The organism is Streptomyces sp. NPDC001594 (assembly GCF_042893675.1).
In the GTDB taxonomy this organism is placed as follows: domain Bacteria; phylum Actinomycetota; class Actinomycetes; order Streptomycetales; family Streptomycetaceae; genus Streptomyces.
Map to the genome: position 1 here is coordinate 153,933 of NZ_JBIAVB010000008.1, position 23,954 is coordinate 177,886.

Genomic DNA, 23,954 nt, shown 5'->3' on the forward strand with positions numbered 1-23,954 from the left:
GTAGCCGCGCGGGTAAGGTCTGCGGCTGTGAGTGGACGAATCCCAGCATTGACGCCCCCGGCCGATGCCGTCGCTCCGGTCCGGCATCCCGATGCCCCGGCACCCGGAGAGCTCCTCGGTGCGCACTACGAACACTGTTTCGGGTGCGGCGGGGGCCAGCCCCACGGGCTCCATCTGGAGGCCCGCGCGGGCGAGGGCGTACGCGTCACCGCCGAGTTCACCGTCCGTCCCGCCCACCAGGGCGCGCCCGGCCTCGCCCACGGCGGGGTGCTCGCCACCGCGCTCGACGAGACGCTCGGCTCCCTGAACTGGCTGCTGCGCGTCATCGCCGTGACCGGCCGGCTGGAGACCGACTTCGTGCGGCCCGTCCCGGTGGGCACCGTGCTGCACCTGGAGGCCGAGGTCACGGCCGTCGCGGGCCGGAAGATCTACTCCACGGCGGTGGGCCGGATCGGCGGCCCCGACGGGCCGGTCGCCGTCCGCGCCGACGCGCTCTTCATCGAGGTGAAGGTCGACCACTTCATCGACAACGGTCGGCCCGAGGAGATCCGGGCGGCGATGGCCGACCCGGACCAGGTCAGGCGCACCCGCGCCTTCGAGGTGAACCCCTGATGTCCCAGACGAACCACGGCCCCCGCCATGACGTCGACGTGCTGATCCGCCGCGTCGACCCCGAGGTGCCGCTCCCGGCCTACGGGCACCCCGGCGACGCCGGCTGCGACCTGGTGACCACCGTGGCCGCCGAGCTGGAGCCCGGGGAGCGGGCCGTCCTGCCCACCGGCATCTCCATCGCGCTGCCCGACGGCTACGCCGCCTTCGTGCACCCGCGCTCGGGCCTGGCCGCCCGCTGCGGGCTCGCGCTCGTGAATGCCCCGGGGACGGTGGATGCCGGGTACCGTGGGGAGATCAAGGTGATCGTGGTCAATCTCGACCCGCGCGAGAGCGTCCGGTTCGAGCGCTTCGACCGCATTGCCCAGCTGGTTGTCCAGCGGGTCGAGAAGGTCCGCTTCCACGAGGTGGCGGAACTTCCCGGCTCGGCCCGGGCCGACGGGGGGTTCGGCTCCACCGGCGGTCATGCGGCCGTGGCCGGATCCGGCGCTGGTCAGCAGGGTGGGAATGGCTACGCTTCGGTCGTAACCGACCGGGAAGGACAGTGACGTGTTCGGACGTCGCAAGAAGAACGACTCCGCCGACGACGGCGGCGCGGCCGAGCAGGTCGACGGCGTGCGCGCCGACGAGGCGGCCGAAGCCGGGGAACCCCGGCGGGTGAACCTGCCTCCGGCCCCGCGGCCCGACGGCCCCTGGGACGTCTCCGAGGTGCCCGGCAACCCCGCGGACGGCCGGGTCGACCTCGGCGGCATCCTCGTCCCCGGTGTCGAGGGCATGGAACTGCGCGTCGAGGTCGCCGGTGACGCGATCGTCGCCGCCACCGTGGTCCTGCGCGACAGCGCCGTCCAGCTGCAGGCCTTCGCCGCCCCCAAGAAGGAGGGCATCTGGGGCGAGGTCCGCGAGGAGATCGCCTCGGGCATCACCCAGCAGGGCGGTCTGATCGACGAGGTCGACGGCCCGCTGGGCTGGGAGCTGCGCGCGCAGGTCCCCGTTCCGCTGCCCGACGGCCAGACCGGCGCCCAGCTGGTGCGCTTCGTCGGCGTCGACGGCCCGCGCTGGTTCCTGCGCGGCGTCATCTCCGGCCAGGGCGCGGTGCGCCCCGAGTCGGCCGGCGTGCTGGAGCAGATCTTCCGGGACACCGTCGTCGTGCGCGGCGAGGGCCCGATGGCCCCGCGCGACCCCATCGTCCTGAAGCTGCCGAACGACGCCCAGATGGTGCCGGACGGCGTGCAGACGGCCGAGGACCAGGAGAGCTCCCGCTTCTCCGGCGGCATGGGCCAGCTGGAGCAGGGCCCGATGATCACCGAGATCCGCTGACCCGGCGGACCTCGGCGACACCCGTTCCACACCGCGGGCCGTACTCCTCCGGCGATTCCGGGGGTACGGCCCGCTGCCGTACCCGCCGGGCGTCAGGGATGCGTCAGGGATCTCCGTCCGGCGGCCGATCTGTGCGTGAACTGCGGGAACGTCCCCGAGAATGAGCGCATGGGACGCGGCAGGCTGAGGATCTATCTGGGCGCGGCACCCGGTGTGGGCAAGACGTACGCCATGCTCTCCGAGGGCCACCGGCGGGTGGAGCGGGGCGGCGACGTCGCCGTCGGCTTCGTCGAGCACCACGGGCGGCCGCGCACCGAGGTCATGCTGCGCGGCCTCGAACAGGTCCCCCGGCGGGAGCTGGTCCACCGGGGCGCCACCTTCACGGAGATGGACGTGGACGCGGTCCTGGCGCGCCGCCCGGCCGTGGCCCTCGTCGACGAGCTCGCGCACACCAACGTCCCCGGCTCGCGCAACGCCAAGCGCTGGCAGGACGTCGAGGAGCTCCTGCGCGCCGGCATCGACGTGATCACCACCGTCAACATCCAGCACCTGGAGTCCCTCGGGGACGTGGTCGAGACGATCACCGGGGTGCGCCAGCGCGAGACCGTCCCCGACGAGGTGGTCCGGCGGGCCGACCAGGTCGAGCTGGTCGACATGGACCCGCAGGCCCTGCGCCGGCGGATGGCCCACGGCAACGTCTACCGGGCCGACCGGGTCGACGCGGCGCTGTCCAACTACTTCCGGCCGGGCAACCTCACCGCCCTGCGCGAGCTGGCGCTGCTGTGGACGGCCGACCGGGCCGACGAGTACCTCCAGCGGTACCGCGGCGAGCACGGCATCCGCTCCACCTGGCAGGCCCGCGAGCGCATCGTCGTCGGCCTGACCGGAGGGCCCGAGGGGCGGACGCTGATCCGCCGGGCCTCGCGGATGGCGGCCAAGGGCTCCGGCAGCGAGATCCTGGCCGTCTACATCGCCCGCAGCGACGGGCTGACCTCCGCCTCCCCCAAGGAGCTCGCGGTCCAGCGGACCCTGGTCGAGGACCTAGGAGGAACGTTTCACCATGTGATCGGCGACAACGTCCCCGAAGCCCTCCTCGCCTTCGCCCGCGGGGTCAACGCCACCCAGATCGTCCTCGGCTCCAGCCGCCGCAAGACCTGGCAGTACGTCCTGGGCCCCGGGGTGGGCGCGACCGTCGCCCGCGACTCGGGACCCGACCTCGACGTGCACATCGTGACCCACGAGGAGGTGGCCAAGGGGCGCGGACTGCCCGTGGCCCGTTCCGCCGCCCGGCTCGGGCGGCCCCGCATCGTCGCGGGCTGGCTGGTCGGGGTGGTCTTCCCGGTGCTGCTGTGCCTGCTGCTGACCCACATCAGCACGGACCCGGGCCTGGCCAACGACATGCTGCTGTTCCTGGGGCTGACGGTGGCGGCCGCGCTGCTGGGCGGGCTCTGGCCGGCGCTCGCCTCCGCCGCCTTCGGGTCGCTGCTGCTGAACTACTTCTTCGTCGAACCCCTGCACCGGTTCACCATCTCCGACCCCCGCAACATCATGGCCGTCTCGGTCTTCTTCGGCGTCGCCGTCTCGGTGGCCTCCGTGGTGGACCTGGCCGCCCGGCGCACCCACCAGGCCGCCCGGCTGCGGGCGGAGTCGGAGATCCTGTCCACCCTGGCCGGGAGCGTCCTGCGGGGGGAGACCGCCCTGGACGCGCTGCTGGAGCGGGTGCGCGAGACCTTCGCGATGGAGTCGGTGGCCCTGCTGGAGCGGGCCGGCGAGCTGGAGCCCTGGACCCCGGCCGGCAGCGTGGGGCCCGCCCCGGTGGCCCGGCCGGAGGACGCCGACGTGGACATGCCGGTCGGCGACCACATGGCGCTGGCCCTGTCCGGGCGGGTCCTGCCCGCCGAGGACCGCCGGGTGCTGGGCGCCTTCGCCGCCCAGGCCGTCGTGGCCCTGGACCGCCAGCGGCTGGTGGGGGAGGCCGAGGAGGCCCGCAGGCTGGCGGAGGGCAACCGGATCCGCACCGCCCTGCTGGCCGCCGTCAGCCACGACCTGCGCACGCCCCTGGCCTCCATCAAGGCCTCCGTCAGCTCCCTGCGCTCCGCCGACGTGGAGTGGTCCGAGGAGGACCGCGCCGAGCTGCTGGAGGGCATCGAGGAGGGCGCCGACCGGCTCGACCACCTGGTGGGCAACCTGCTCGACATGTCCCGGCTCCAGACCGGCACCGTGACCCCGCTGATCCGGGAGATCGACCTCGACGAGGTGGTCCCGATGGCGCTGGGCGGCGTACCGGAGGACAGCGTGCTGCTCGACGTGCCGGAGACCCTGCCGATGGTGCGGGTGGACCCGGGTCTGCTGGAGCGGAGCGTGGCCAACGTGGTCGAGAACGCCGTCAAGTACAGCCCCAGGGGCCGGCGGGTGCTGGTCGCGGCCAGCGCCCTCGGCGACCGGGTCGAGGTCCGGGTCGTCGACCGCGGGCCCGGGGTTCCCGACGAGGCCAAGGACCGCATCTTCGCCCCGTTCCAGCGGTACGGCGACGCCCCGCGCGGGGCGGGCGTGGGCCTGGGCCTGGCGGTGGCGCGGGGTTTCGCCGAGGCCATGGACGGCACCCTCACCGCCGAGGACACCCCGGGCGGCGGCCTGACCATGGTGCTCACCCTCCGCGCGGCCTCGCATCCCGCCGGGCCCGCCTCGCCCGCCAGGCCCGCCGGAACCACGGACCGCCCCGACGGCGTTGACCAGGCGGATCCCCCCGGAACCCCGCCGACCGGGGACCCCTCCGGCCCCTCCGCACGACAGAAAGCAGGACCGCGATGACCCGGGTGCTCGTGGTGGACGACGAGCCGCAGATCGTCCGAGCCCTCGTGATCAACCTCAAGGCCCGCAAGTACGAGGTGGACGCCGCCGCCGACGGGGCGGGCGCCCTGGAACTCGCGGCCGCCCGCCACCCCGACGTGGTCGTCCTCGACCTCGGCCTGCCCGACATGGACGGCGTCGAGGTGATCAGGGGCCTGCGCGGCTGGACCCGCGTCCCGATCCTGGTCCTCTCCGCCCGGCACAGCTCCGACGAGAAGGTCGAGGCCCTCGACGCGGGCGCGGACGACTACGTCACCAAGCCCTTCGGCATGGACGAGCTGCTCGCCCGGCTGCGCGCGGCCGTCCGCCGGGCCGAGCCGGCCGCGGGGGCGGGCGGGGACGAGGTGGTCGTGGCGACCGAGGGGTTCACGGTGGACCTCGCGGCCAAGAAGGCGGTCCGCGAGGGACGCGACGTACGGCTCACCCCCACCGAATGGCACCTGCTGGAGGTGCTCGTGCGCAACGGGGGGAAGCTGGTCAGCCAGAAACAGCTCCTCCAGGAGGTCTGGGGGCCCTCCTACGGGACCGAGACCAACTACCTGAGGGTCTACATGGCCCAGCTGCGCCGCAAGCTGGAGGCGGACCCCTCGCACCCCCGGCACTTCATCACCGAACCGGGCATGGGCTACCGCTTCGAGAAGTAGTGGGGCTTCGAGGGGGAGGTGGGGCGCCGGTACGCTTCCTGTATGAGTGCTGAACCGCGTCCCGAGAAGCCCGCGAAACCGGCCAGGCCGGCGGGCCGGTTCCGCCGGATGATAGAGCGGCTTTCCACCTCCCAGGAGGAGCTGCATTCGGCGGAACTGCAGGAGGACGCAGAAGCCGCGGGGTGCACGCGGATCTGCGACTGCCACGACCGCCAGATAGTCAAGGTGACCGGAACCCTGCGTACCGTCACCCTGCGGCCGCGTGCGGGCGTACCCGCCCTGGAGGCGGAGCTGTTCGACGGCTCGGCCGCGCTGGACGTGGTGTGGCTCGGGCGTCGCTCGATCGTGGGAATCGAGCCCGGGCGGCGCATGATCGCCTCCGGGCGGATCGCGATGAGCCACGGCCGCCGGGTCCTGTTCAACCCGAAGTACGAACTCCGCCCCCTCGGACAGGAGCACTGACCGGTGACGTCACTCGACCGACCGACCACGCCGGGGCCCACCCCCTCCACCCCGCCCGGGGACCAGAAGGAGGTCACGCAGGCGGCGCTGTTCGACGCCTTCGGCGGCATCCGGGGCACGGTGGAGACGATGCTCCCCGGCCTGCTGTTCGTGATGATCTACACGATCAACAAGGACGTGAAGATGTCCGCCATCGCGGCGGGCGTGGTCGCGGTGCTGCTGGTGATCGTGCGGCTGCTGCGCAAGGACACCGTCAAGCACGCCTTCAGCGGGGTCTTCGGCGTCGGCGTGGGCGTGGCCTTCGCCCTGTTCACGGGCACCGCGAAGGGCTTCTACCTGCCCGGCATGATCTACGGGGTCGGCCTGGGCGCGGCCTTCACGCTGTCGGCGCTGGTCGGCTTCCCGCTGCTGGGCGTGATCCTGGGACCGGTCTTCAAGGAGAACCTGTCCTGGCGCACCCGCAACCCCGGGCGCAAGAAGGCGTACACCAAGGCCAGCCTGGCCTGGGGCCTGATCTTCCTGGCGAAGTACGCGATCCTCTTCCCGCTCTACTGGTGGGGTGACGAGACCCAGCTGGGCTGGGTGCTGATCGCGCTGAAGCTCCCGCCGATGGTGCTGGCCGTGTACTTCACCTGGGTCTTCCTGGCGAAGGCGCCGCCGCCGATCGACGTGATCGCCGAGTACGAGGCCGAGGAGGCCGCCCGCGAGAAGCGGGGCTGAACCGCAGGACGCCGAAGGGGCGGGGTGACCGCGGTCACCCCGCCCCTTCGGCTTCGCCTCGGTGCCTGGCCTCGGTGCTTGGCTAGTGCTTGGCCTGGAGGAGGTCCTCCAGCTGCTCCTCGCGGGCCTGGGCGGCCACGAAGAGGAGCTCGTCGCCCGGCTCCAGCGTCTCCTCGCCGTGCGGGGTGAGCACCCGGTTGCCGCGGATGATCGTCACCAGCGAGGTGTCCTCGGGCCAGTTGATCTCGCTGATCTGGGTGCCCGCGACCGAGGAGTCGGCCGGCAGGGTCAGCTCGACCAGGTTGGCGTCGCCGTGGCTGAAGCGCAGCAGGCGCACCAGGTCGCCGACGCTGACGGCCTCCTCGACGAGGGCCGACATCAGGCGCGGCGTGGAGACCGCGACGTCGACGCCCCAGGACTCGTTGAAGAGCCACTCGTTCTTCGGGTTGTTCACCCGCGCCACGACCCGGGGGACCCCGTACTCGGTCTTGGCGAGCAGGGAGACGACCAGGTTCACCTTGTCGTCACCGGTGGCGGCGATGACCACGTTGCAGCGCTGGAGCGCCGCCTCGTCGAGCGAGGTGATCTCGCAGGCGTCGGCGAGCAGCCACTCCGCCTGCGGCACCCGCTCCACCGAGATGGCGGTCGGCGCCTTGTCCACGAGGAGCACCTCGTGGCCGTTCTCCAGCAGCTCGCCCGCGATGGAGCGGCCCACGGCCCCGGCTCCGGCGATCGCGACCCTCATGCGTGTGCCTCCTCGGGGCCCTCGGCGAAGGCCGCCTCGACCTTGTCGATCTCGTCCGTGCGCATCATCACGTGGACGAGGTCGCCCTCCTGGAGCACGGTCTGCGAAGTCGGCAGCATCGCCTCGCCCAGGCGGGTGAGGAACGCCACGCGCACGCCCGTCTCCTCCTGGAGCTTGCTGACCTTGTGGCCGATCCAGGCGGCGGAGGTGTGCACCTCCGCGAGCTGGACCCCGCCGCTCGGGTCGCGCCACAGGGGCTCGGCGCCCGACGGCAGCAGCCGGCGCAGCATCTGGTCGGCGGTCCACCGCACGGTCGCGACGGTGGGGATGCCCAGGCGCTGGTAGACCTCGGCGCGCTTGGGGTCGTAGATGCGGGCGGCGACGTTCTCGACGCCGAACATCTCGCGGGCCACGCGGGCCGCGATGATGTTGGAATTGTCACCGCTGCTGACCGCGGCGAAGGCCCCCGCCTCCTCGATCCCGGCCTCGCGCAGGGTGTCCTGGTCGAAGCCGACCCCGGTGACCCTGCGGCCGCCGAACGAAGCCCCGAGCCGGCGGAATGCGGTGGGGTCCTGGTCGACGACGGCGACCGTATGCCCCTGCTGCTCCAAGGTCTGCGCGAGGGCGGAGCCCACTCTTCCGCAGCCCATAATGACGATGTGCACGGCCGTCCTTCCGGCTGTCAGCGGCTCGCTGGTTTCCAGCCTCATTGCATGCTCTGGCTAAACAGGGTCTCAGACCATGGCCCAAGCTACACACGGGCGGTCACCGGTGTGACCATTTGGGGTCCGACGGGTGCCTCATTGGCGGCGCATTGGTGAGGATCACGGACCGGGGGTTCGTCAGTCCGATATCGAACGCTTACGATCCTCTGCGTGTCCAAACTGACCGACGTGCCCAAACGGATCCTGATCGGCCGGGCGCTGCGCAGCGACCGCCTCGGGGAAACGCTCCTCCCCAAGCGGATCGCCCTTCCCGTCTTCGCCTCCGACCCGCTCTCGTCCGTGGCATATGCCCCGGGCGAGGTTCTGCTGGTCCTGTCGATCGCGGGTGTGTCGGCGTACCACTTCAGCCCCTGGATCGCGGTCGCGGTCGTCGTGCTGATGTTCACCGTCGTGGCTTCCTACCGGCAGAACGTCCACGCGTACCCCAGCGGCGGCGGCGACTACGAGGTCGCCAACACCAACCTCGGCCCCAAGGCCGGGCTGACGGTGGCGAGCGCCCTGCTCGTCGACTACGTCCTGACCGTCGCCGTGTCCATTTCCTCCGGTGTCGAGAATCTCGGCTCCGCCGTCGATTTCGTCATCGAGCACAAGGTGCTCTCGGCGATCATCATGATCCTTCTCCTCACGCTGATGAATCTGCGCGGAGTGAAGGAATCCGGGAAGCTCTTCGCCATCCCGACGTATGTGTTCGTCGGCGCCGTTTTCGTCATGATCGCCTGGGGTGCCTGGCGCGGCCTCGTCATGGGCGACACCATGACCGCGCCCACCGCCCACCTGGAGATCAAGGCCGAGCACCAGGGGCTCGCCGGCTTCGCGCTGGTCTTCCTGCTGCTGCGCGCCTTCTCCTCGGGCTGTGCCGCCCTGACCGGCGTCGAGGCCATCAGCAACGGCGTCCCCGCCTTCCGCAAGCCCAAGAGCAAGAACGCCGCCACCACCCTCGCCCTCATGGGCGGCCTGGCCGTCACCATGTTCTGCGGGATCATCGGCCTGGCCATGGCCACCAAGGTGCGCATGGCCGAGGCCCCCGCCACCAACCTGCTCGACAACGGCGTGCCCGTCGGCGACGGCTTCGTCCAGCACCCGGTGATCTCCCAGGTGGCCGAGGCCGTCTTCGGCAACGGCAGCATCCTGTTCATCGTCCTGGCGACCGCGACGGCCCTGGTCCTCTTCCTGGCCGCCAATACCGCGTACAACGGCTTCCCGCTGCTCGGCTCGATCCTGGCCCAGGACCGCTACCTGCCGCGCCAGCTGCACACCCGCGGCGACCGGCTCGCCTTCTCCAACGGCATCGTGCTGCTGGCCGGCGCCGCCATGCTGCTGGTGTGGATCTACGACGCCGACTCCACCAAGCTGATCCAGCTCTACATCGTCGGCGTGTTCGTCTCCTTCACGCTCAGCCAGATCGGCATGGTCCGGCACTGGAACCGCCACCTGGCGAGCGAGCGCGACCAGGCCGCCCGCCGCCGGATGCACCGCTCCCGGGCCATCAACACCTTCGGCGCGATCTTCACCGGGCTGGTCCTGGTCGTCGTCCTGGCGACCAAGTTCACGCACGGCGCCTGGGTCGCCCTGCTGGGCATGCTGATCTTCTACGGCACCATGACCGCCATCCGGAAGCACTACGACCGGGTCGCCTCCGAGATCGCCGCGGACGAGGGCCCCAGCGACGACAGCGTGCGCCCCTCCCGGGTCCACTCCATCGTCCTGGTCTCCAAGGTCCACAAGCCCACCCTGCGCGCCCTGGCCTTCGCCAAGCTGACCCGCTCGGACACCCTGGAGGCGCTCAGCATCAGCGTCGACCCGGCCGAGACCAAGGCGCTCAAGGCGGAGTGGGAGCGGCGCGGGATCAACGTCCCGCTGAAGATCCTCGACTCGCCCTACCGCGAGATCACCCGCCCGGTGGTCGAGTACGTCAAGGGGCTGCGCAGCGAGAACCCGCGCGACGCCGTCAGCGTCTACATCCCCGAGTACGTCGTCGGCCGCTGGTACGAGCACCTGCTCCACAACCAGAGCGCGCTGCGCCTCAAGGGCCGCCTGCTCTTCACCCCCGGCGTGATGGTCACCTCGGTGCCCTACCAGCTGGAGTCCTCGGAGCTCGCCCGCCGGCGGGCCCGCAAGCGCCAGGAGTGGAACGCCCCGGGCGCGGTGCGCCGAGGCCCCGTCGACACCCCGCGGCAGCGTCCGAAGGACCCGGCGGCGAAGTAGGCGGCATCGGTGGCGAACGGCCGGACGAGATCCACGTAAACTGGTGGGTCGGTCGTCCGGCCGTTCGCCTTTTCGCGTCTTTCCGCCCCTGAACCTCCCTGGAGCCTCCCCACCATGACCGAGCAGAACGAGAAGCAGTCACTGGTCGGGGAGGAGTACGAGGTCGAGGTCGGCCCCGTCGCGCACGGCGGCCACTGCATCGCGCGGACCTCCGACGGCCGCGTCCTGTTCGTCCGGCACGCCCTGCCGGGCGAGAAGGTCGTCGCCCGGGTCACGGAGGGCGAGGCGGACTCCCGCTTCCTGCGCGCCGACGCCATCACCGTCCTCACCGCCTCCAAGGACCGGGTCGAGGCCCCCTGCGCCTTCGCCGGCCCCGGCAAGTGCGGCGGCTGCGACTGGCAGCACGCCAAGCCCGGCGCCCAGCGCCGGCTCAAGGGCGAGGTCGTCGCCGAGCAGCTCAAGCGGCTCGCCGGCCTCACCCCCGAGGAGGCCGGCTGGGACGGCACGGTGGCCCCCGCCGAGGGCGACAAGCTCCCGGCGGGCGAGGTCCCGCAGTGGCGCACCCGCGTCCAGTACGCCATCGACGAGGACGGCCGCGTCGGCCTGCGCAAGCACCGCTCGCACGACATCGAGCCGATCGACCACTGCATGATCGCGGCGCCCGGGGTCACGGAACTCGGCATCGAGAAGCGCACCTGGCCGGCGATGGCCTCGGTCGAGGCGATCGCCGCCTCCGGCTCCCACGACCGCCAGGTCGTCCTCACGCCCCGCCCGGGCGGCCGCCTGCCCCTGGTCGAGCTCGACACCCCGGTCTCCGTCCTGCGGGTCGAGGAGAAGGACGGCGGGGTCCACCGCGTCCACGGCCGCCCCTTCGTCCGCGAGCGCGCCGACGGCCGCACCTACCGCGTCGGCATGGGCGGCTTCTGGCAGGTCCACCCGCAGGCCGCCGACACCCTGATCAAGGCCGTCATGCAGGGCCTGATGCCGCGCAAGGGCGAGATGGCCCTCGACCTCTACTGCGGCGTCGGCATCTTCGCGGGCGCGCTGGCGGAGCGCCTGGGCGAGACCGGGGCGGTCCTCGGCATCGAGTCGGGCAAGCGCGCGGTGGAGGACGCCCGCCACAACCTGGCGGACTTCCCCCGGGTCCGCATCGAACAGGGCAAGGTCGACACCGCCCTCCCGAAGACCGGCATCACCGAGTGCGACCTGATCGTCCTGGACCCCCCGCGCGCGGGCGCCGGCAAGCAGACGGTCCGCCACATCGCCGGCCTCTCGGCCCGCCGCATCGCCTACGTCGCCTGCGACCCGGCGGCCCTGGCCCGCGACCTGGGCTACTTCAAGGAGTCGGGCTACAAGGTCCGCACCCTCCGCGTCTTCGACCTCTTCCCGATGACCCATCATGTCGAGTGCGTGGCGATCCTTGAACCCACGGAAAAGGGTGTCTGACCTCTTGACGCACGTCTGACTCCCTCTCTTCAACCTGCCGGACCGCCTGGGCGAGGACGCCGGCCTCGGCGTTCCGGCCGGATCACTTGCCGCCGTCGTCGGCGGACGAGGTCGTTGGCGTGCCGTTCGGTCCGGGTGGAGGCCGAACGGGCCGTGACCGCCGTCAGCCACAGAAGGCCGAGACCGGCGCCGGCGGTGAAAGCCAGTACGGCGGCGGCCCATAAGGAGACGGCGAAGACGTCGACCAGGACCGGGCCCGAGGTCTCACCCGGTGCGCCGAGCAGCCAACGGGCTTGACACCCCACTTAGTTAGGCTCCATATTATCTACATGGACGCACAGAAGGCCCCGGCCGAGGAGGCCCCGACGCTGGATCAGGCCAGGCGCCAGATCCGGCGCTACGGCCTCGAGTCCGACCCGCAGGCCGTACTGGTCGCGGTGCGCCTGATGGCCGCGGGGGCCCGGCTCGGCCAGGCGAGCGAGGTTCATTTCTCCCGGTTCGGGCTGTCCACCGGCCGCTACCGCCTTCTCGCGGACCTGGAGGACAGTGAGGGTGAGAAGTCGCCCTCGCTCCTGGCCGCCAGCCTCGGCGTCTCCCGCGCGACGGTCAGCGGGCTCATCGACTCCCTGGAGAAGGACGGACTGGTTCTTCGGCGTCCGTCCGCGGAGGACGGGCGCGCCTCGGTCGTCGTCCTCACCGCTCGCGGCGCACGGAAGCTACGCGACCTGGCCCCCGACCACTTCCGCCGCCTTCAGGCCATGGTGGCCGACCTGAGCGTCGAGGAGCGGACCGTCTTCCTCGACCTGCTCTCCCGGGTCACGCGGGGCATCGGCGCGCTGACCGACCAGTAGCCACCGCCATCGCACCGCCCAACGTCCCACAGGTTCAAGGAGTTCACGGGATGCGCAGGTTCGCACGTCCATATAGTTAGGCACCTAATTATTGGCGATCCAGGCAACAGAAAAGCGAGAAAGAGGCCATCGTGGGTAGACGAAGAAGCATCCCGACCGCCGAGGAACGCACCCCGCCGCGCTTCACCCTGTGGCGCGAAGTACTGGTGGCCTACGCCGCTCCCGCTCTGACCGCCGGCGCCGGGGGACTCGTCTCGGGCCGGCAGGACCTGACCGTCGCCGCGCTCACCTCCATCGCGGGCACCTCGGCGCTCGTGGCCGCCCTCACCGGCGCCCGACTCCAGCATTCCGGCATCCGTCCCCGCTGGGCCGCCTCCCTGCCGAAGGCCGTACTGGCGGCAGGGGCAGGGCTGGTGGCGGCAGCCGTCGCGGCAGGGGCCGCGCACCTCGCCCTCAAGGGCCTGGCCGTATGGCCGGCGCCGTTCCTGTCCGGCACGCCGTGGCCCGGACGCCTCCCACTGGACCTGCCGCTGTCCGCGGCACTCGCCGCCACCATCACCACCTGGCGCTGGCGCGGGGCCACCCGCGTCACCCACTGAACTCCTCCACCGCATCGGCCACATCGGTGGGCTCCTGCGCGATACGCACGCGGGCCCCAAAGGAAGGACACGGAATGATCGTCGTCATGGGCGCCACCGGAGCGACCGGAAGCGCCCTCCTGCACCGCCTGACCGAACTCGGGATACGCACGCGGGCTCTGAGCCGCAACCCCGGCCGGCTCCGCACCCGACTCGACAGCACCACCCTCTCGCGGACCGAAGTCCTGGCCGCTGACGCCGCCGACCCCGCGTCCCTGCGGGCCGCGTTCACCGGCGCGACCCAGCTCTTCCTCACCATGGCCAACAGCCCCGCCCAGGTCTCCCTGGAGACCGGCGTGATCGCGGCAGCCGCCGAGAGCGGCATCGGGCACATCGTCAAACTCTCCGCCCCCGGCGCCGGCCCCGACTCTCCCGTAGCCATCGCCCGCGGACACCACACCATCGAGGTGGCCCTCCGGAGCTCGGGTCCCACCTGCACCGTCCTGCGCCCGTACGCGTTCATGCAGAAACTGCTCCTCCTCGCACCCGGGGTCGCTGCGGGCGGCATCATCCACGGCGCCATGGCGGACGCGGCCTGCAACTACATCGACTGCCGCGACATCGCCGACGTGGCGGCGGCCGCGCTGACCCGCCCCGAAATCGCCGGGCACACCTACACCCTCACCGGCGACCGGACCTACAGCCACCCCCAGCTCGCCGACCTGCTCGGCAGCCTGCTGGAACGCGACGTCCAGTACGTCGACCTGCCGGGCGCGGACCTGCACCGCCACCTCACCGGCACGGCCCGCGTGCCCGGCTGGCTGGCCTCCCACATCGTCGAGATCCAGCACATGGCGACCACCCACCCCGAAGAGCCCGACGACACCGTCACCCGCATACTCGGCCGGCCGCCCCGGACCCTCGAAGCCTTCCTCCACGAGCACCTCGACCTCTTCCGAGGAGCACCGAGACCCCGGATCTGATCACCATGAACGGCGGGCGAGTGCTCGGGATACCGCCACGCCGGGACCCTGGACGGAGCGCGAGTTGCCTTGGCCGTGTCGACGCGGGAGCCCGGTTGGGTTACCGGAGGTGCGCCCGGGCCGTAGCCGGGGTGGACCTCCAGCAGAGAGCGCGGGCTTGCGATCCGTGCAGAGTGGAGGAGCGCACCATGGCGGTGTCGACCAGACCGAGCATCGTATTCGCGCATGGGCTGTGGGCCGACGGCTCCTGCTTCAGCAAGGTGATCTCCGTGCTGCAGCAGGAGGGGTACGAGGTGGTGTCCGCCCAGAACACCCTGGAGTCGCTGAAAGGCGATGTCGACGCGGTCTCCCGCGCGCTGGCGCGCGTCAGCAGCCCGGCCATCCTGGTGGGTCACTCGTGGGGCGGCTTCGTCATCACCGCCGCCGGCAACGACGACCGTGTCGCCGGACTGGTCTACATCGCCGCACTCGGCCCGGACGCCGGCGAGACCCCGCAGGACCTGATCGCCAAGTACGACGCCCCACCGCTGTTCTCCCACCTCGACGTCGAGGACGGGCGCATCTGGATCGCCCGGGACGGTATCTCGCACTTCTGCGGAGACCTGTCCGAGCAGGAACAACAGCTCGTCTGGGCGACTCAGGGCGCGCCGCCCGCGGACCTGCTCGCCACCGCCAGGACCGACCGTCCCGCCTGGAAGTCGAAGCCCAGCTGGTTCATCGTGGCGAAGCAGGACCACGCCATCAACCCCGATCTGGAACGCTTCATGGCCCAGCGCATGGGTTCCACCACCGTCGAGGCGGACACGAGCCACGTCCCCATGCTCTCCGACCCCGAGCTCGTCCTCGACACGATCCGAACCGCGGCGAAATCGGTCTAGGAAGCCCCGACGGCAGGGGTGAGAGCCCGGCGGACACCGCCGCTGCTCCCGCTACCGGCCGCGCATCGCAGCCCGCGCCCGGGAGCTCGTCGACCAGGGCGCCCCCATCGGAGCCGCCTGCCGCGTCATCAGCGTCGAGGACCGGCTCGCGGAAGCCCGGCGCACCAACGCCGAATACCGCCGCACCACCCAGGCAGCCCAGGCAGCCGAACCCCCTGCCCGCGCGGCGTCTCGGTGGGCCCCCGCCGGTCAGGCGTACTCGTCCGAGGGCTGCCGGGCAGGCTGGACCGACCAGCTCGGCGGCTCGTCGTTGCCCGACGCTCGTCACCGATCTTGGTGACGTTGTGCCACGTGCCGGCGGGTACGAAGATCGCCCAGCCGTCCTCGGCCCCCCGGTCGTAGTCGAGCCGGGCCTTCGTGCTGCCCATCCGGACGCGGCCCCGGCCCGCGTCGAGCCGGAGGAACCGGTCGGTCTCCGGGCGCGCCTCCAGGCCGATGTCCTCACCCACCGGGATCGACATCAGGGTCAGCTGAAGGTACTTCCCTGACCAGGCGACCACGGTCTCGGTCTTGCGCCCGCCCGCGTCGACATTCTCAGAGCCGTGGGCCCTTGTGGTCGCGAGCACGCGAGCCGCTACCGCACGAACGGCCGCGATCCGTTGCCGCATTCCGCCGTGCGTCCGGTCGCGCAGCCGAACGTCACCCCCGGCAGGAAGCCGGCGAACAGAACGATGGCGGCCCCCTCAGGCCGGGCGAGGCGAAGACGGCCGGGGGCGATGGGCCGTCACTCACATAGTCCCTTTTTTCCGGTTTATTGGCTATTGCTGTGAAATATGCGCGAGTCATGGTGGATGACGGTGCATCATCACCTCCGGCGGGGAGTCGCCTCCTCCTCGCCCAGGGCGAGCCCGGCGGCGCCGGAGCAGGCAGGAACGTGCAGCCCTGAGCAGTCATCGTCGCGGGCGCTCGGGATCCTCCTTCCGGAGGACCCTGCATCGAAGCAACAAGAAAGGTCCTGCTATGGCGTTGGACGTCATCCGGTCGGCTCCACCCGACACGAGCCCTCATCGCAGTCTGCTCAGACAGGGAGCCTTCGCCCTGCTCCCCGCAGCGCTCCTGGCATCGGCCGCCCTGGTCCCGAACGTCGCTCATGCCGCGGAATCCACCGTGGGACTGGGGACGGCCACCAGTTACGCGGTCCTGGCCGGTTCGACGATCACCAACACGAACCCCACCATCATCAATGGCGACCTGGGGCTCTATCCGGGTACATCGGTGACCGGCTTTCCCCCCGGCATCATCAACGGAGTCAAGCGCGTATTCCCCAACGCCGCGGCCGGCCAGGCGAAGTCCGACCTCGTCGTCGCCTATGACGACGCGGCAGGCCGGGGACCCGGGACCGTGCTCGCTTCGGCCGAGATCGGCGGACTGACGCTGGCACCCGGCGTCTATACGGCCCCGTCGTTCGTGCAGCTCACCGGGACGGTCACACTCGACGGCCAGAACGACCCCAACTCCGTCTTCATCTTCCGGATCCCCTCGACCCTGACCACGGCTCCGGCGAGTGTCGTCAGCTTCATCAACGGAGCAAGTGCCTGCAACGTGTTCTGGCAGGTGGGCAGTTCCGCCACCATCGACACGACCACCCAGTTCAAGGGCAACATCCTGGCCCTGGAATCCATCACGCTGAACAACAGCGCCGTGATCCAAGGCCGCGCCCTGGCGCGTAATGGCGCGGTCACGATGGACAACAACACCATTACGAGGCCGGACTGCGCCGTTGGCCCACCCGGGCCCCCCGGCCCCACCGGCAGCCCCGGCCCGACCGGCAGCCCCGGCCCGACCGGCAGCCCCGGCCCGACCGGCGCCACCGGCCCGACCGGCGCCACCGGACCTACCGGCTCCCCGGGACCCACGGGCAGCCCCGGACCCACGGGCAGCCCCGGCGCCACCGGCTCCCCGGGACCCACCGGAGCTCCCGGACCTACCGGCTCCCCGGGACCCACCGGCGCTCCCGGCCCCACGGGTAGCCCTGGTGCCACCGGCTCCCCCGGACCGACGGGCAGCCCCGGCCCCACGGGTAGCCCCGGTGCCACCGGCTCCCCCGGACCGACCGGCTCCCCCGGTCCGACCGGCAGCCCCGGCCCCACCGGCTCCCCCGGTGCCACCGGCGCTCCCGGCCCCACGGGTAGCCCCGGTGCCACCGGCTCCCCCGGACCGACGGGCAGCCCCGGCCCCACGGGTAGCCCCGGTGCCCCCGGCCCCACCGGTCCTGCAGGACCTGCAGGACCTGTCGGACCGACCGGACCCACCGGGCCCGCAGGACCCAAGGGGCCTCGCGGTGACAAGGGCGAGAAGGGCCACCACGACCACGGCCACGACCACGACGGTGGCCACGACGGCAACCACGACCACGACGGCAACCACGACCACGACGGTGGCCCCGAGGGCAACCACGACCACGACCACGACGGCAACCACGACCACGACCACGACAAGGGCGAGGGCGGTCAGGACGGCCGCGACGAGGGCAAGCCACCGTGGGCCGACGTCATGCCGAACCACCCAGACGGTGGTCCCGGCCAGGCGGCCAAAAACGTCAACTTCGCCCCCGTGAGCGCGGCCACCGGCCAGCAGCCGACGGCGGCCGGCTCAACCGGCGGGACCGGCATCATGGCCGCCTCTGCGGCAGTGCTGGCATTCGTCGGAGGCACGCTCCTCTTCGCCAGGAAGAGGATCCGGCGAGGTACGACAACTCGACAGGGCTAGCCCTGCCGCGGACGTGGCGTCCTCACGCCCCTGACCCTTCGGTCCCGGCCACTCGGGGGACCGGCGCGTGTTCCACCCTCCCGTCACCGACGGGCGGGTACGCATCGGCGGCAGGGGCTGAAGCCCGATCCAGCACGTAGGACGTCCCGTTCACCGTTCGGCCGCCGGGCTCCTGGACACCTCGTCCAGGAGCCCGGCGCGCTCGCGAGATCGCGTGCTCACGCGACGAGCGTCCGGGTTCACCGGCGCACTGGCCGACGGGGTCATGGTTCCGGTCGGCGCAGAGCGGGTGGTTCCGGGCCGTCGTACGCCTTGACGGCTTCGTCGATGAGACGCCGGGTGCTGTCCGGGCTCAGTGCCTGGGCCTGCAAGTGCGCGTACATCTCCCTGTAGAGCAGCACGTCGGAAGGTTTCTCCAGATACAGGTCGCTGGTGAACCGTTCCAGATACACCACACTCGCATCGGTGGCGTCGGTGAACTCGAGCAGCGAGAACTGCCCCAGGACACCCGGGTGCGCGCCTACATCGTGGGGGAGGACCTGCACGGTGATGTGGGGCCGGCCACCGAGACGGTTCAGGTGGTCCAGCTGCTCGCGCATGACCTCACGGCTGCCCACGACGCGCCGGAGTGCGGATTCGTCCAGTACGGCCCATAAGCGCAGCGGGTCGCGTGGGGCGCCGAGCCGGTCCTGGCGCCGCAGTCGCACCTGGAGGCGTGCGGCGGCCTGTTCGGCCGTGGCGTGAGGGATCGTTCCTGCGATGACCGCCCGGGCATAGTCGGGGGTCTGCAGCAGGCCGGGGATCACCAGCGGCTCGTAGAGCCGGATCGCGGCCGCCTCGGCCTCCATGCCGATGTAGGGGCCGTAGGGGATGTCGCCGTAGGCGTTCCACCATCCCTGCTGACCCGATTCCCGGGCCAGCCGCAGCAGTCGGTCCACACTCCGCTGGTCCTGGACTCCGTACAGGCGGCAGAGATCGCGCACATCGCGCGGCTTGACGAGGCGGCGGCCGTTCTCCAGCAGGCTGATCTTGGGCTGGGAGATCAGCAGGTGCTCCGCCACCTGCTGTGTCGTCATCCCGCTGCTCTCCCGGAGCCTGCGGAGCTCCGACCCCAGCCGGCGCCTGCTGATGGTGGGATTGACGGTGACGCCCACGGGACGCTTACCTCCGCTCGAAAACCATGCACAGCCAGCAGGTTGACACGGCCGGATCGAGAGAATCCGCTTTTGACGGCGTGTCGTGCACGGTGCGACGTGATGCGGACCGTCGCTGTGCGTGTCAGCGTGATCGGAGAGGGATGTCCGTACCCCGCAGAGAGAGGAGACGCCGTCATGGACGGTAGGCAGGACAAGCGTCAGGACCCGGGCAAGGGCAGCGAGGCGCAGGAACACCGTCGCCCCGGTGACCCCGCGCAGCCCCAGCCGGGCAGGCAGTCCCGCGAGAGGGGACAGGAGCCCGGCCGGGAGGAGACCCCGCGCCGCGGCGAGAACGACCTGCTGCGCGAAGAGGACCTGCACGACGAAGGGCTCTGACCAGAGCACCGCTCGCCCGGAGCCCGCCGGCTGCGCCGGTCAGGGTCCATCCAACGGGAGTACTGTTAAAGCACCGGGAGTACTTCGCACACCGGCTTTCACGAGGGTGTCGTTTCCGGCGATCGCCTCAAGACCGGGCTGCCGACGGGCGGCCCGGGGGCAGGCCCGCATCATGACCACCATCCTCGACCGGACCGCCTCCCGCGATCCCGAGGCCGAGCTCCCCCCGGCTCGCCGCCGCCCTGGAGGAACCCCGCCGGCCTGCCGTCCCGCAAAAGGTCACATGGGACGGGCGCACGCCGCGGCCCGGCTGATGGCCGCCGCCGCGATCCCGGGCAGCGTGCTCACCGCCGGTGTCCTCCGGATGCCCGGAAACGGCTGGAGGTGAGCTTCGTGGAGACGCTCGTCCTCGTCGGGGTGATCATCCTCGCGATTGCCGTCGGAGCGCGCTGGATCCATCTGCTGAACGCCCAGCACGACGCGCGGATCGCGGTCCACCACTTCACGAGCGGTTCGTCGCGGACGATTCACCTGAGCGGGCGGTGTCGGGCGGAGTGGCGGGTGCGCAGGGCCATGTAGAGGACGGCTGCCACGAGTACCACGATGCCGATGAACAGCAGGAAGAGCAGTCCGTGCACGGTGGCACCGATGATGCCCAGCACGAACGCGACGATGATCAGGGCCAGGAACAGCGTCATGGGGGATGCTCCCTCGGTCGGTCGGGGGGCGGCTCAGCGCCGGGCCAGCTGCCGTTCGCCCTTCGCCCCGGGCTCGTAGGGGAGGCCGTAGTGCTGGAAGACCGCTTCCTCGTCCTCGGCGGGCAGTACGTCGTCGGTGCCGATCGACGGGCTCTGCTTCACCAGCGCCTTGTCGTGAACGACCTGCACATAGCCCGGCCCCACCATCGCCCCTTCCAGCGGGACGAACACCAGACGCTGCCGGGTCGGCAGGCCGATCCGGACCGTGGCCATGGCCGGCTCGTCGGTACCGGTGTCGACGTAGATCGCCTCCAGCGCTCCGATCCTGTGGCCCCGGTTGTCCAGCACGTCGTGGGTCCGCCACTCACGGATGTCCGCCATCCGGATCATGTCGACTCCTCGCGGCCGGTCGCGGGTTCGGGAAGCGTGGCGACGAGGATCTCCGCGGCCTGGGTGACGTCGTCGGCTCGGACCGCGCGGGCCATGACGTCACGCGCCGCCTCCTGCGCGGCGCCGCCGACACCTGGTGGCCGACGGGATACCGCCCTGTTTCCCAGGGTACCCGCGTCCCTGCGGTCATGCTCGGGGCCGACGGGCGATGCCCGACGGGAAGGGACGCGGCCGGAAGGCTCGTCGGGCCCCGGCGCGGAGTGCGCGTCCATTGCAGAGCGGCGTCGTTGACCCTGGGGTGGATCACCTCGACGAGGACTGCGGCCGGGGTGATCACCGGAAGGGCGGCGTCGCGGGGGGCGGTGAGCCACTCGTGGACCTCCCGGTCGCGCTGCACGGCCTTGGCCAGGCCCTCGCCGTCCAGGATGAGGGCAGCGCTCACGCGGCGGCCCCAGCATCGGGGGCAGTGCCGCCGGTGAGCTTGGCCCGCTCGGCAGCCACGGCCTGGAGCCGGTCGAGAGGAACGGCTGAGCCGGGTCAGTGTCCCGGCGATGGCGCCATCCCCGGCCGGGCCCCGTACCGGTGCAGGCGGAGGGCTGTCGGCGGGGTGGACTGGGCGAGGGAGGCCAGGTACGGGGGTGGGAGGGGGACCGGGCCGGTGTGCCAGGGGGTGGGGGGTGTCGGGGGCGGGGTGTGGACGGTGACCGGGCCGGGGGTGGACGGGTGGGTTTCCACTGTCGAGAGGTCCGTGATGATGCCGATGCCCGCCGCCTTGAGGGCGGCCTCCTTGCGGGTCCAGCAGGTCAGGAAGGCGTGCGTGCGGGCCTGAGGGGTCGGGCGTGAGTCGAGGTGGGCCCGTTCGGACGGGGTGAGGGCCTTGGCTGCGGCCTCGGGGGTCCAGGAGCGGGCCTCGTGTTCCACGTCGACGCCGACCGGGTGGTCCGCCACGGCCAGCACGCCGCAGCCCCTGGTGTGGGAGATGCTGATCCACAGGGCGTTGTCCGGGTGGCGGACGTACGGGGGCCCGTGCGCGGCGTCGGCGCAGCCGGGGCAGGGGCGGCGGCCGAACTCGATTTCCGCGGGCGGGACTTCGAGGAGCCGGCCCAGGACGTGGCGGACCGCCGCGCGGTGGGCGACGGCCTCCGCCCCGCGGTCGGCGGGCAGCCGGGCGGCCGCCGTCCGCTCCGCCGCGGTGAGGACCGCCGCGTCCTCGGGGTGGGGGGAGGGGCCGGTGCTGGTCCACCACCAGATGTCCACGGGTGTGCTCCTGGTCACCTTCGCTGCTTCCGTCGGCGTCCGGAGCGGAACCGGACGGGCCCCGTGACTGTAGGAGGCGTGGCGCGGGCCCTGCGAGGGCGCTGGCAGCAATATGCCAGCGGGTGTCAGGGGTGTCACCGTACGCGTTGGTCAGTTCGCCCGGCGGAGCCGTAGGGGGCTCTGCTCGGGCAGCTTCCTGCGAAAGGCGCCGGGCGCGGGAACCGAAACCGGCGCGGCGAATTTCCTGTGGGGTGGCGTGCGTTCATCGGAATTGCTGCAGATGAAGATCGTTCAAAAATCACCCACTGTAGACCGTTGTTGACCGTCCGACTTGAGGACGGCTAGCCTCGGGCTCGGGCGCGGCGGGGTGAGGACGGGGGTAGTGGTTATCAGGAAGACGGAGTCGGTCGATGACGAAGTCGGCCGGGCCTTGCTGGAGGTACAGGGACTCATAGAGGCGGCCAAAAGGGACCGCTCCCGTACGAGTTCCGATCATTCTGTCCGAATGCTGGAATCCGGCGAGGACGTCCTCGGTATTTTCGGTCGTTTGATTGAAAAGGCCCGCCGGAGCGTCGGCGTGACGGTGCAGAGCGCCGGTTCGGAGGCCGCCGCGGTGGCGCTGGCGCTCCTGGGGCACGGCCGCGCCTCGGGCGCCGTGCGGGGCGCCCTGCACGGGGGCGTGCGGGTCAGGCTGCTGTGCTCGCCCGCCGTGGTGCGGGCCCCCGCGTTCCGGGAGGTCCTCGCCGACGGGTCCGGGTGTGTCGTCAGGGTGGCCGAATGCGCCCTGAACGAAGCGGTTTTGACGGACGATTCGATGGCACTCGTCTGGCTCGGCGGCGAAGGCGCCGACCGGAGCGTCTCCCTCGTCCAGGACCCCGCGTCCGTCTCCGCGCTCGCCGGTCTGTTCGGCGCGGTGTGGAACGGGGCGAGGGCCTGGGAGGAGTCCGCGGGCCGGGCCCGCAGCGAGACGGGGCAGCGGATCCTGGAGGCCCTGCGCGACGGCCGCACGGACGAGGCCGCGGCGCGGGAGCTCGCGATTCCGCTGCGTACCTACCGGCGCTACGTCGCCGAAATCATGCGGGAAATGGACGCGAGTTCACGTTTTCAAGCGGGGGCCCGGGCAGTGCGGCTCGGGCTGTTGAAGAACGACGAATAGCGGCGAATGTGTGTGGGGGAGAAGTGACGGGGGAAGGCCTCACCGGCATGTCCGGGGGAGAGGGATTCGACGCGGGGCTCGCGGACGTACGCGAACTCATCGACGAAGCGGTTTCGAAGTACCGGGAGTGGGCCGGCCGCAGCCGTCCCGTCACCCGCGTCGGACCGGATTTCGAGGGGACGAGGGAGGTGGCGCGGGGACTGATCTCCGGCGCCCGGCGCAGCGTGGACGTCGTCATCGCGGCCGAGGCGGAGCTGGCGGTGGAACTGTGCACCGCGCTGTCGAACCTGCTGACCGGTGAACGGTCCACGGTCCGGGTCCGGGTGCTGTGCACGCACGCCACGGCGGGGCAGGAGGCCTTCCGGGACTTCCTGAGGGAGGACCACCCGCTGCGGATCCGGGTGGCGCACGTCCCGTGCCTGGAGATGCTGGTGGTGGACGAGGAGGTCGCGCTCGTGCGGGCGGAGAGCGGCGGCGGCGCCTCCGTGGTCCGCGCGGCCGCCGTGCTCGTGCCCGTGCAGGCGCTCTTCGCGAGCGCCTGGCGCAACGCCGCCCTGCCGGGCGGCGGCATCGGACCGGCCAGCCCGCTGCGGACGGCGTTCGCGGCCGGGATCCTCCAGCAGCTGCACACGGGCAGCACCGACGAGGCGGCGGCCCGCGAACTGGGGGTGTCGGTACGGACCTACCGGCGCCACGTCGCCGAGATCATGGAGGCCCTCGGGACGAAGTCACGTTTCCAGGCGGGGGTCCGCGCCGCCGAGAGCGGGCTGCTGTGCGCGCCGGCCCCGCTGGTACCGGAACAGCGCGGCCACCCCGCCGTCCGGCACCGCCACCCCGAGAAGCTCGCCCGCCCCGACGCCCACCGCGTCCCGCACCGGCGCAGCGTCCAGCCGGCCTAGGGCCTGCCCGACCCTGACCCGCCGGACAGGCCCTAGGCAGCTAACTGCCATTCCCCCGGTTCCCCGCGGGAATGTGCGGGGCCCTACCGGGCGGTACGACACCTTGTGGACAGCACGGCCGTGAAATGTGGTCCGGTCGCGCCGGAATCCCTACCGTGATTCCGGCGCGGTCGAAACCGCGTGCGCGCCGGTCGTCGTTCGTCCCGGCGCGGACATTCCACCGATCGCCGGGGGGACGGC

Annotated in this window: 24 protein-coding genes and 2 pseudogenes; 18 read left to right on the top strand and 8 right to left on the bottom strand. The window is 71.7% G+C overall.

Going from position 1 to position 23,954, the window contains the following annotated elements; translation table 11 throughout:
• Positions 1-27: 27 nt before the first annotated feature.
• The 7 genes from ACFY0O_RS17970 to ACFY0O_RS18000 all read left to right on the top strand — a co-directional run bounded on the left by ACFY0O_RS17970 (position 28) and on the right by ACFY0O_RS18000 (position 6,602).
• Positions 28-612, top strand: a complete 585-nt coding sequence (locus ACFY0O_RS17970) for a PaaI family thioesterase (RefSeq protein WP_388947626.1) — start codon at positions 28-30, stop codon at positions 610-612.
• Positions 612-1,157, top strand: coding sequence for a dUTP diphosphatase (gene dut / locus ACFY0O_RS17975; protein WP_358891945.1), 546 nt, complete (start codon positions 612-614; stop codon positions 1,155-1,157). The genes ACFY0O_RS17970 and dut overlap by 1 nt, the downstream gene beginning before the upstream one ends.
• A 1-nt stretch (position 1,158) precedes the next feature.
• Positions 1,159-1,926: a DUF3710 domain-containing protein gene (locus ACFY0O_RS17980; RefSeq protein ID WP_358891944.1), complete on the top strand. Its 768-nt coding sequence runs from the start codon at positions 1,159-1,161 to the stop codon at positions 1,924-1,926.
• A gap of 168 nt (positions 1,927-2,094) precedes the next feature.
• Complete coding sequence (locus ACFY0O_RS17985) at positions 2,095-4,737, top strand: DUF4118 domain-containing protein (RefSeq protein ID WP_388947627.1); 2,643 nt, start codon at positions 2,095-2,097, stop codon at positions 4,735-4,737.
• On the top strand, positions 4,734-5,420 hold the full coding sequence (locus ACFY0O_RS17990) for a response regulator (protein ID WP_388947628.1): 687 nt from the start codon (positions 4,734-4,736) through the stop codon (positions 5,418-5,420). Before ACFY0O_RS17985 ends, ACFY0O_RS17990 begins: the two co-directional genes overlap by 4 nt.
• A gap of 42 nt (positions 5,421-5,462) precedes the next feature.
• Positions 5,463-5,882: an OB-fold nucleic acid binding domain-containing protein gene (locus ACFY0O_RS17995; RefSeq protein WP_079430186.1), complete on the top strand. Its 420-nt coding sequence runs from the start codon at positions 5,463-5,465 to the stop codon at positions 5,880-5,882.
• 3 nt (positions 5,883-5,885) lie between these two features.
• On the top strand, positions 5,886-6,602 hold the full coding sequence (locus tag ACFY0O_RS18000; protein WP_388947629.1) for a DUF3159 domain-containing protein: 717 nt from the start codon (positions 5,886-5,888) through the stop codon (positions 6,600-6,602).
• Positions 6,603-6,684: 82 nt separating this feature from the next.
• Here the strand turns inward: ACFY0O_RS18000 and ACFY0O_RS18005 are convergent, their stop codons facing one another.
• The gene (locus ACFY0O_RS18005; RefSeq protein ID WP_079430188.1) at positions 6,685-7,347 is read right to left on the bottom strand and encodes a TrkA family potassium uptake protein; all 663 of its coding nucleotides are present in this window, start codon (positions 7,345-7,347) and stop codon (positions 6,685-6,687) included.
• Positions 7,344-8,012, bottom strand: a complete 669-nt coding sequence (locus tag ACFY0O_RS18010; RefSeq protein WP_358891940.1) for a TrkA family potassium uptake protein — start codon at positions 8,010-8,012, stop codon at positions 7,344-7,346. The genes ACFY0O_RS18005 and ACFY0O_RS18010 overlap by 4 nt, the downstream gene beginning before the upstream one ends.
• Before the next feature lie 210 nt (positions 8,013-8,222).
• Here ACFY0O_RS18010 and ACFY0O_RS18015 point away from each other — a divergent pair, with 210 nt between their 5' ends.
• From ACFY0O_RS18015 to ACFY0O_RS18050, 8 genes and pseudogenes are all read left to right on the top strand, one after another.
• Positions 8,223-10,277, top strand: coding sequence for an APC family permease (locus tag ACFY0O_RS18015; RefSeq protein ID WP_388947630.1), 2,055 nt, complete (start codon positions 8,223-8,225; stop codon positions 10,275-10,277).
• Positions 10,278-10,391: 114 nt separating this feature from the next.
• On the top strand, positions 10,392-11,723 hold the full coding sequence (locus tag ACFY0O_RS18020; RefSeq protein WP_388947631.1) for a class I SAM-dependent RNA methyltransferase: 1,332 nt from the start codon (positions 10,392-10,394) through the stop codon (positions 11,721-11,723).
• Positions 11,724-12,052: 329 nt separating this feature from the next.
• Positions 12,053-12,574: a MarR family winged helix-turn-helix transcriptional regulator gene (locus ACFY0O_RS18025; protein WP_388947632.1), complete on the top strand. Its 522-nt coding sequence runs from the start codon at positions 12,053-12,055 to the stop codon at positions 12,572-12,574.
• A 131-nt stretch (positions 12,575-12,705) separates the two neighbouring features.
• A complete protein-coding gene (locus ACFY0O_RS18030) occupies positions 12,706-13,173 on the top strand; it encodes a hypothetical protein (RefSeq protein WP_388947633.1) in 468 nt (155 codons plus the stop codon).
• Between the two features lie 74 nt (positions 13,174-13,247).
• Positions 13,248-14,135 (top strand): NmrA family NAD(P)-binding protein, encoded by an 888-nt coding sequence (locus ACFY0O_RS18035; RefSeq protein ID WP_388947634.1) that lies wholly within the window; start codon positions 13,248-13,250, stop codon positions 14,133-14,135.
• Positions 14,136-14,323: 188 nt separating this feature from the next.
• Positions 14,324-15,013: an alpha/beta fold hydrolase gene (locus ACFY0O_RS18040; RefSeq protein WP_388947635.1), complete on the top strand. Its 690-nt coding sequence runs from the start codon at positions 14,324-14,326 to the stop codon at positions 15,011-15,013.
• 28 nt (positions 15,014-15,041) lie between these two features.
• A pseudogene (locus ACFY0O_RS18045) lies at positions 15,042-15,233 on the top strand (MerR family transcriptional regulator); the annotation flags it as partial.
• A gap of 947 nt (positions 15,234-16,180) precedes the next feature.
• On the top strand, positions 16,181-17,782 hold the full coding sequence (locus ACFY0O_RS18050) for an ice-binding family protein (protein WP_388947636.1): 1,602 nt from the start codon (positions 16,181-16,183) through the stop codon (positions 17,780-17,782).
• A gap of 263 nt (positions 17,783-18,045) precedes the next feature.
• Here ACFY0O_RS18050 and ACFY0O_RS18055 read toward each other — a convergent pair whose 3' ends face one another.
• Positions 18,046-18,936: a helix-turn-helix transcriptional regulator gene (locus ACFY0O_RS18055; RefSeq protein ID WP_358891794.1), complete on the bottom strand. Its 891-nt coding sequence runs from the start codon at positions 18,934-18,936 to the stop codon at positions 18,046-18,048.
• Between the two features lie 177 nt (positions 18,937-19,113).
• Between ACFY0O_RS18055 and ACFY0O_RS18060 the strand changes: the two genes are divergently transcribed.
• A complete protein-coding gene (locus tag ACFY0O_RS18060; RefSeq protein WP_388947637.1) occupies positions 19,114-19,314 on the top strand; it encodes a hypothetical protein in 201 nt (66 codons plus the stop codon).
• Positions 19,315-19,593: 279 nt separating this feature from the next.
• Here the strand turns inward: ACFY0O_RS18060 and ACFY0O_RS18065 are convergent, their stop codons facing one another.
• From ACFY0O_RS18065 to ACFY0O_RS18085, 5 genes and pseudogenes are all read right to left on the bottom strand, one after another.
• The gene (locus ACFY0O_RS18065; RefSeq protein ID WP_388947638.1) at positions 19,594-19,812 is read right to left on the bottom strand and encodes a hypothetical protein; all 219 of its coding nucleotides are present in this window, start codon (positions 19,810-19,812) and stop codon (positions 19,594-19,596) included.
• A gap of 29 nt (positions 19,813-19,841) precedes the next feature.
• On the bottom strand, positions 19,842-20,012 hold the full coding sequence (locus ACFY0O_RS18070) for a hypothetical protein (RefSeq protein WP_388947639.1): 171 nt from the start codon (positions 20,010-20,012) through the stop codon (positions 19,842-19,844).
• 33 nt (positions 20,013-20,045) lie between these two features.
• Positions 20,046-20,402, bottom strand: a complete 357-nt coding sequence (locus tag ACFY0O_RS18075) for a PRC-barrel domain-containing protein (protein WP_388947640.1) — start codon at positions 20,400-20,402, stop codon at positions 20,046-20,048.
• 265 nt (positions 20,403-20,667) lie between these two features.
• Positions 20,668-20,844 (bottom strand): annotated as a pseudogene (locus ACFY0O_RS18080) (DNA-binding protein); the annotation flags it as partial.
• 95 nt (positions 20,845-20,939) lie between these two features.
• Complete coding sequence (locus ACFY0O_RS18085) at positions 20,940-21,677, bottom strand: 4'-phosphopantetheinyl transferase family protein (RefSeq protein ID WP_388947641.1); 738 nt, start codon at positions 21,675-21,677, stop codon at positions 20,940-20,942.
• Between the two features lie 559 nt (positions 21,678-22,236).
• On the opposite strand from ACFY0O_RS18085, the gene ACFY0O_RS18090 reads away from it, so the two are divergent.
• Together ACFY0O_RS18090 and ACFY0O_RS18095 are read left to right on the top strand one after the other, a co-directional pair.
• Complete coding sequence (locus ACFY0O_RS18090; protein WP_388947642.1) at positions 22,237-22,815, top strand: DNA-binding response regulator; 579 nt, start codon at positions 22,237-22,239, stop codon at positions 22,813-22,815.
• A 23-nt stretch (positions 22,816-22,838) separates the two neighbouring features.
• Positions 22,839-23,714 (top strand): LuxR family transcriptional regulator, encoded by an 876-nt coding sequence (locus ACFY0O_RS18095; protein WP_388947643.1) that lies wholly within the window; start codon positions 22,839-22,841, stop codon positions 23,712-23,714.
• Positions 23,715-23,954: the final 240 nt, after the last annotated feature.

What these genes read in the sequence shown, in the direction of transcription:
- dut (WP_358891945.1), top strand. Translation starts at nt 612, where the DNA reads ATGTCCCAGACGAACCACGGCCCCCGCCATGACGTCGACGTGCTGATC.
- ACFY0O_RS17985 (WP_388947627.1), top strand. Translation starts at nt 2,095, where the DNA reads ATGGGACGCGGCAGGCTGAGGATCTATCTGGGCGCGGCACCCGGTGTG.
- ACFY0O_RS17990 (WP_388947628.1), top strand. Translation starts at nt 4,734, where the DNA reads ATGACCCGGGTGCTCGTGGTGGACGACGAGCCGCAGATCGTCCGAGCC.
- ACFY0O_RS17995 (WP_079430186.1), top strand. Translation starts at nt 5,463, where the DNA reads ATGAGTGCTGAACCGCGTCCCGAGAAGCCCGCGAAACCGGCCAGGCCG.
- ACFY0O_RS18005 (WP_079430188.1), bottom strand. Translation starts at nt 7,347, where the DNA reads ATGAGGGTCGCGATCGCCGGAGCCGGGGCCGTGGGCCGCTCCATCGCG.
- ACFY0O_RS18020 (WP_388947631.1), top strand. Translation starts at nt 10,392, where the DNA reads ATGACCGAGCAGAACGAGAAGCAGTCACTGGTCGGGGAGGAGTACGAG.
- ACFY0O_RS18025 (WP_388947632.1), top strand. Translation starts at nt 12,053, where the DNA reads ATGGACGCACAGAAGGCCCCGGCCGAGGAGGCCCCGACGCTGGATCAG.
- ACFY0O_RS18035 (WP_388947634.1), top strand. Translation starts at nt 13,248, where the DNA reads ATGATCGTCGTCATGGGCGCCACCGGAGCGACCGGAAGCGCCCTCCTG.
- ACFY0O_RS18040 (WP_388947635.1), top strand. Translation starts at nt 14,324, where the DNA reads ATGGCGGTGTCGACCAGACCGAGCATCGTATTCGCGCATGGGCTGTGG.
- ACFY0O_RS18060 (WP_388947637.1), top strand. Translation starts at nt 19,114, where the DNA reads ATGGACGGTAGGCAGGACAAGCGTCAGGACCCGGGCAAGGGCAGCGAG.
- ACFY0O_RS18070 (WP_388947639.1), bottom strand. Translation starts at nt 20,012, where the DNA reads ATGACGCTGTTCCTGGCCCTGATCATCGTCGCGTTCGTGCTGGGCATC.
- ACFY0O_RS18075 (WP_388947640.1), bottom strand. Translation starts at nt 20,402, where the DNA reads ATGATCCGGATGGCGGACATCCGTGAGTGGCGGACCCACGACGTGCTG.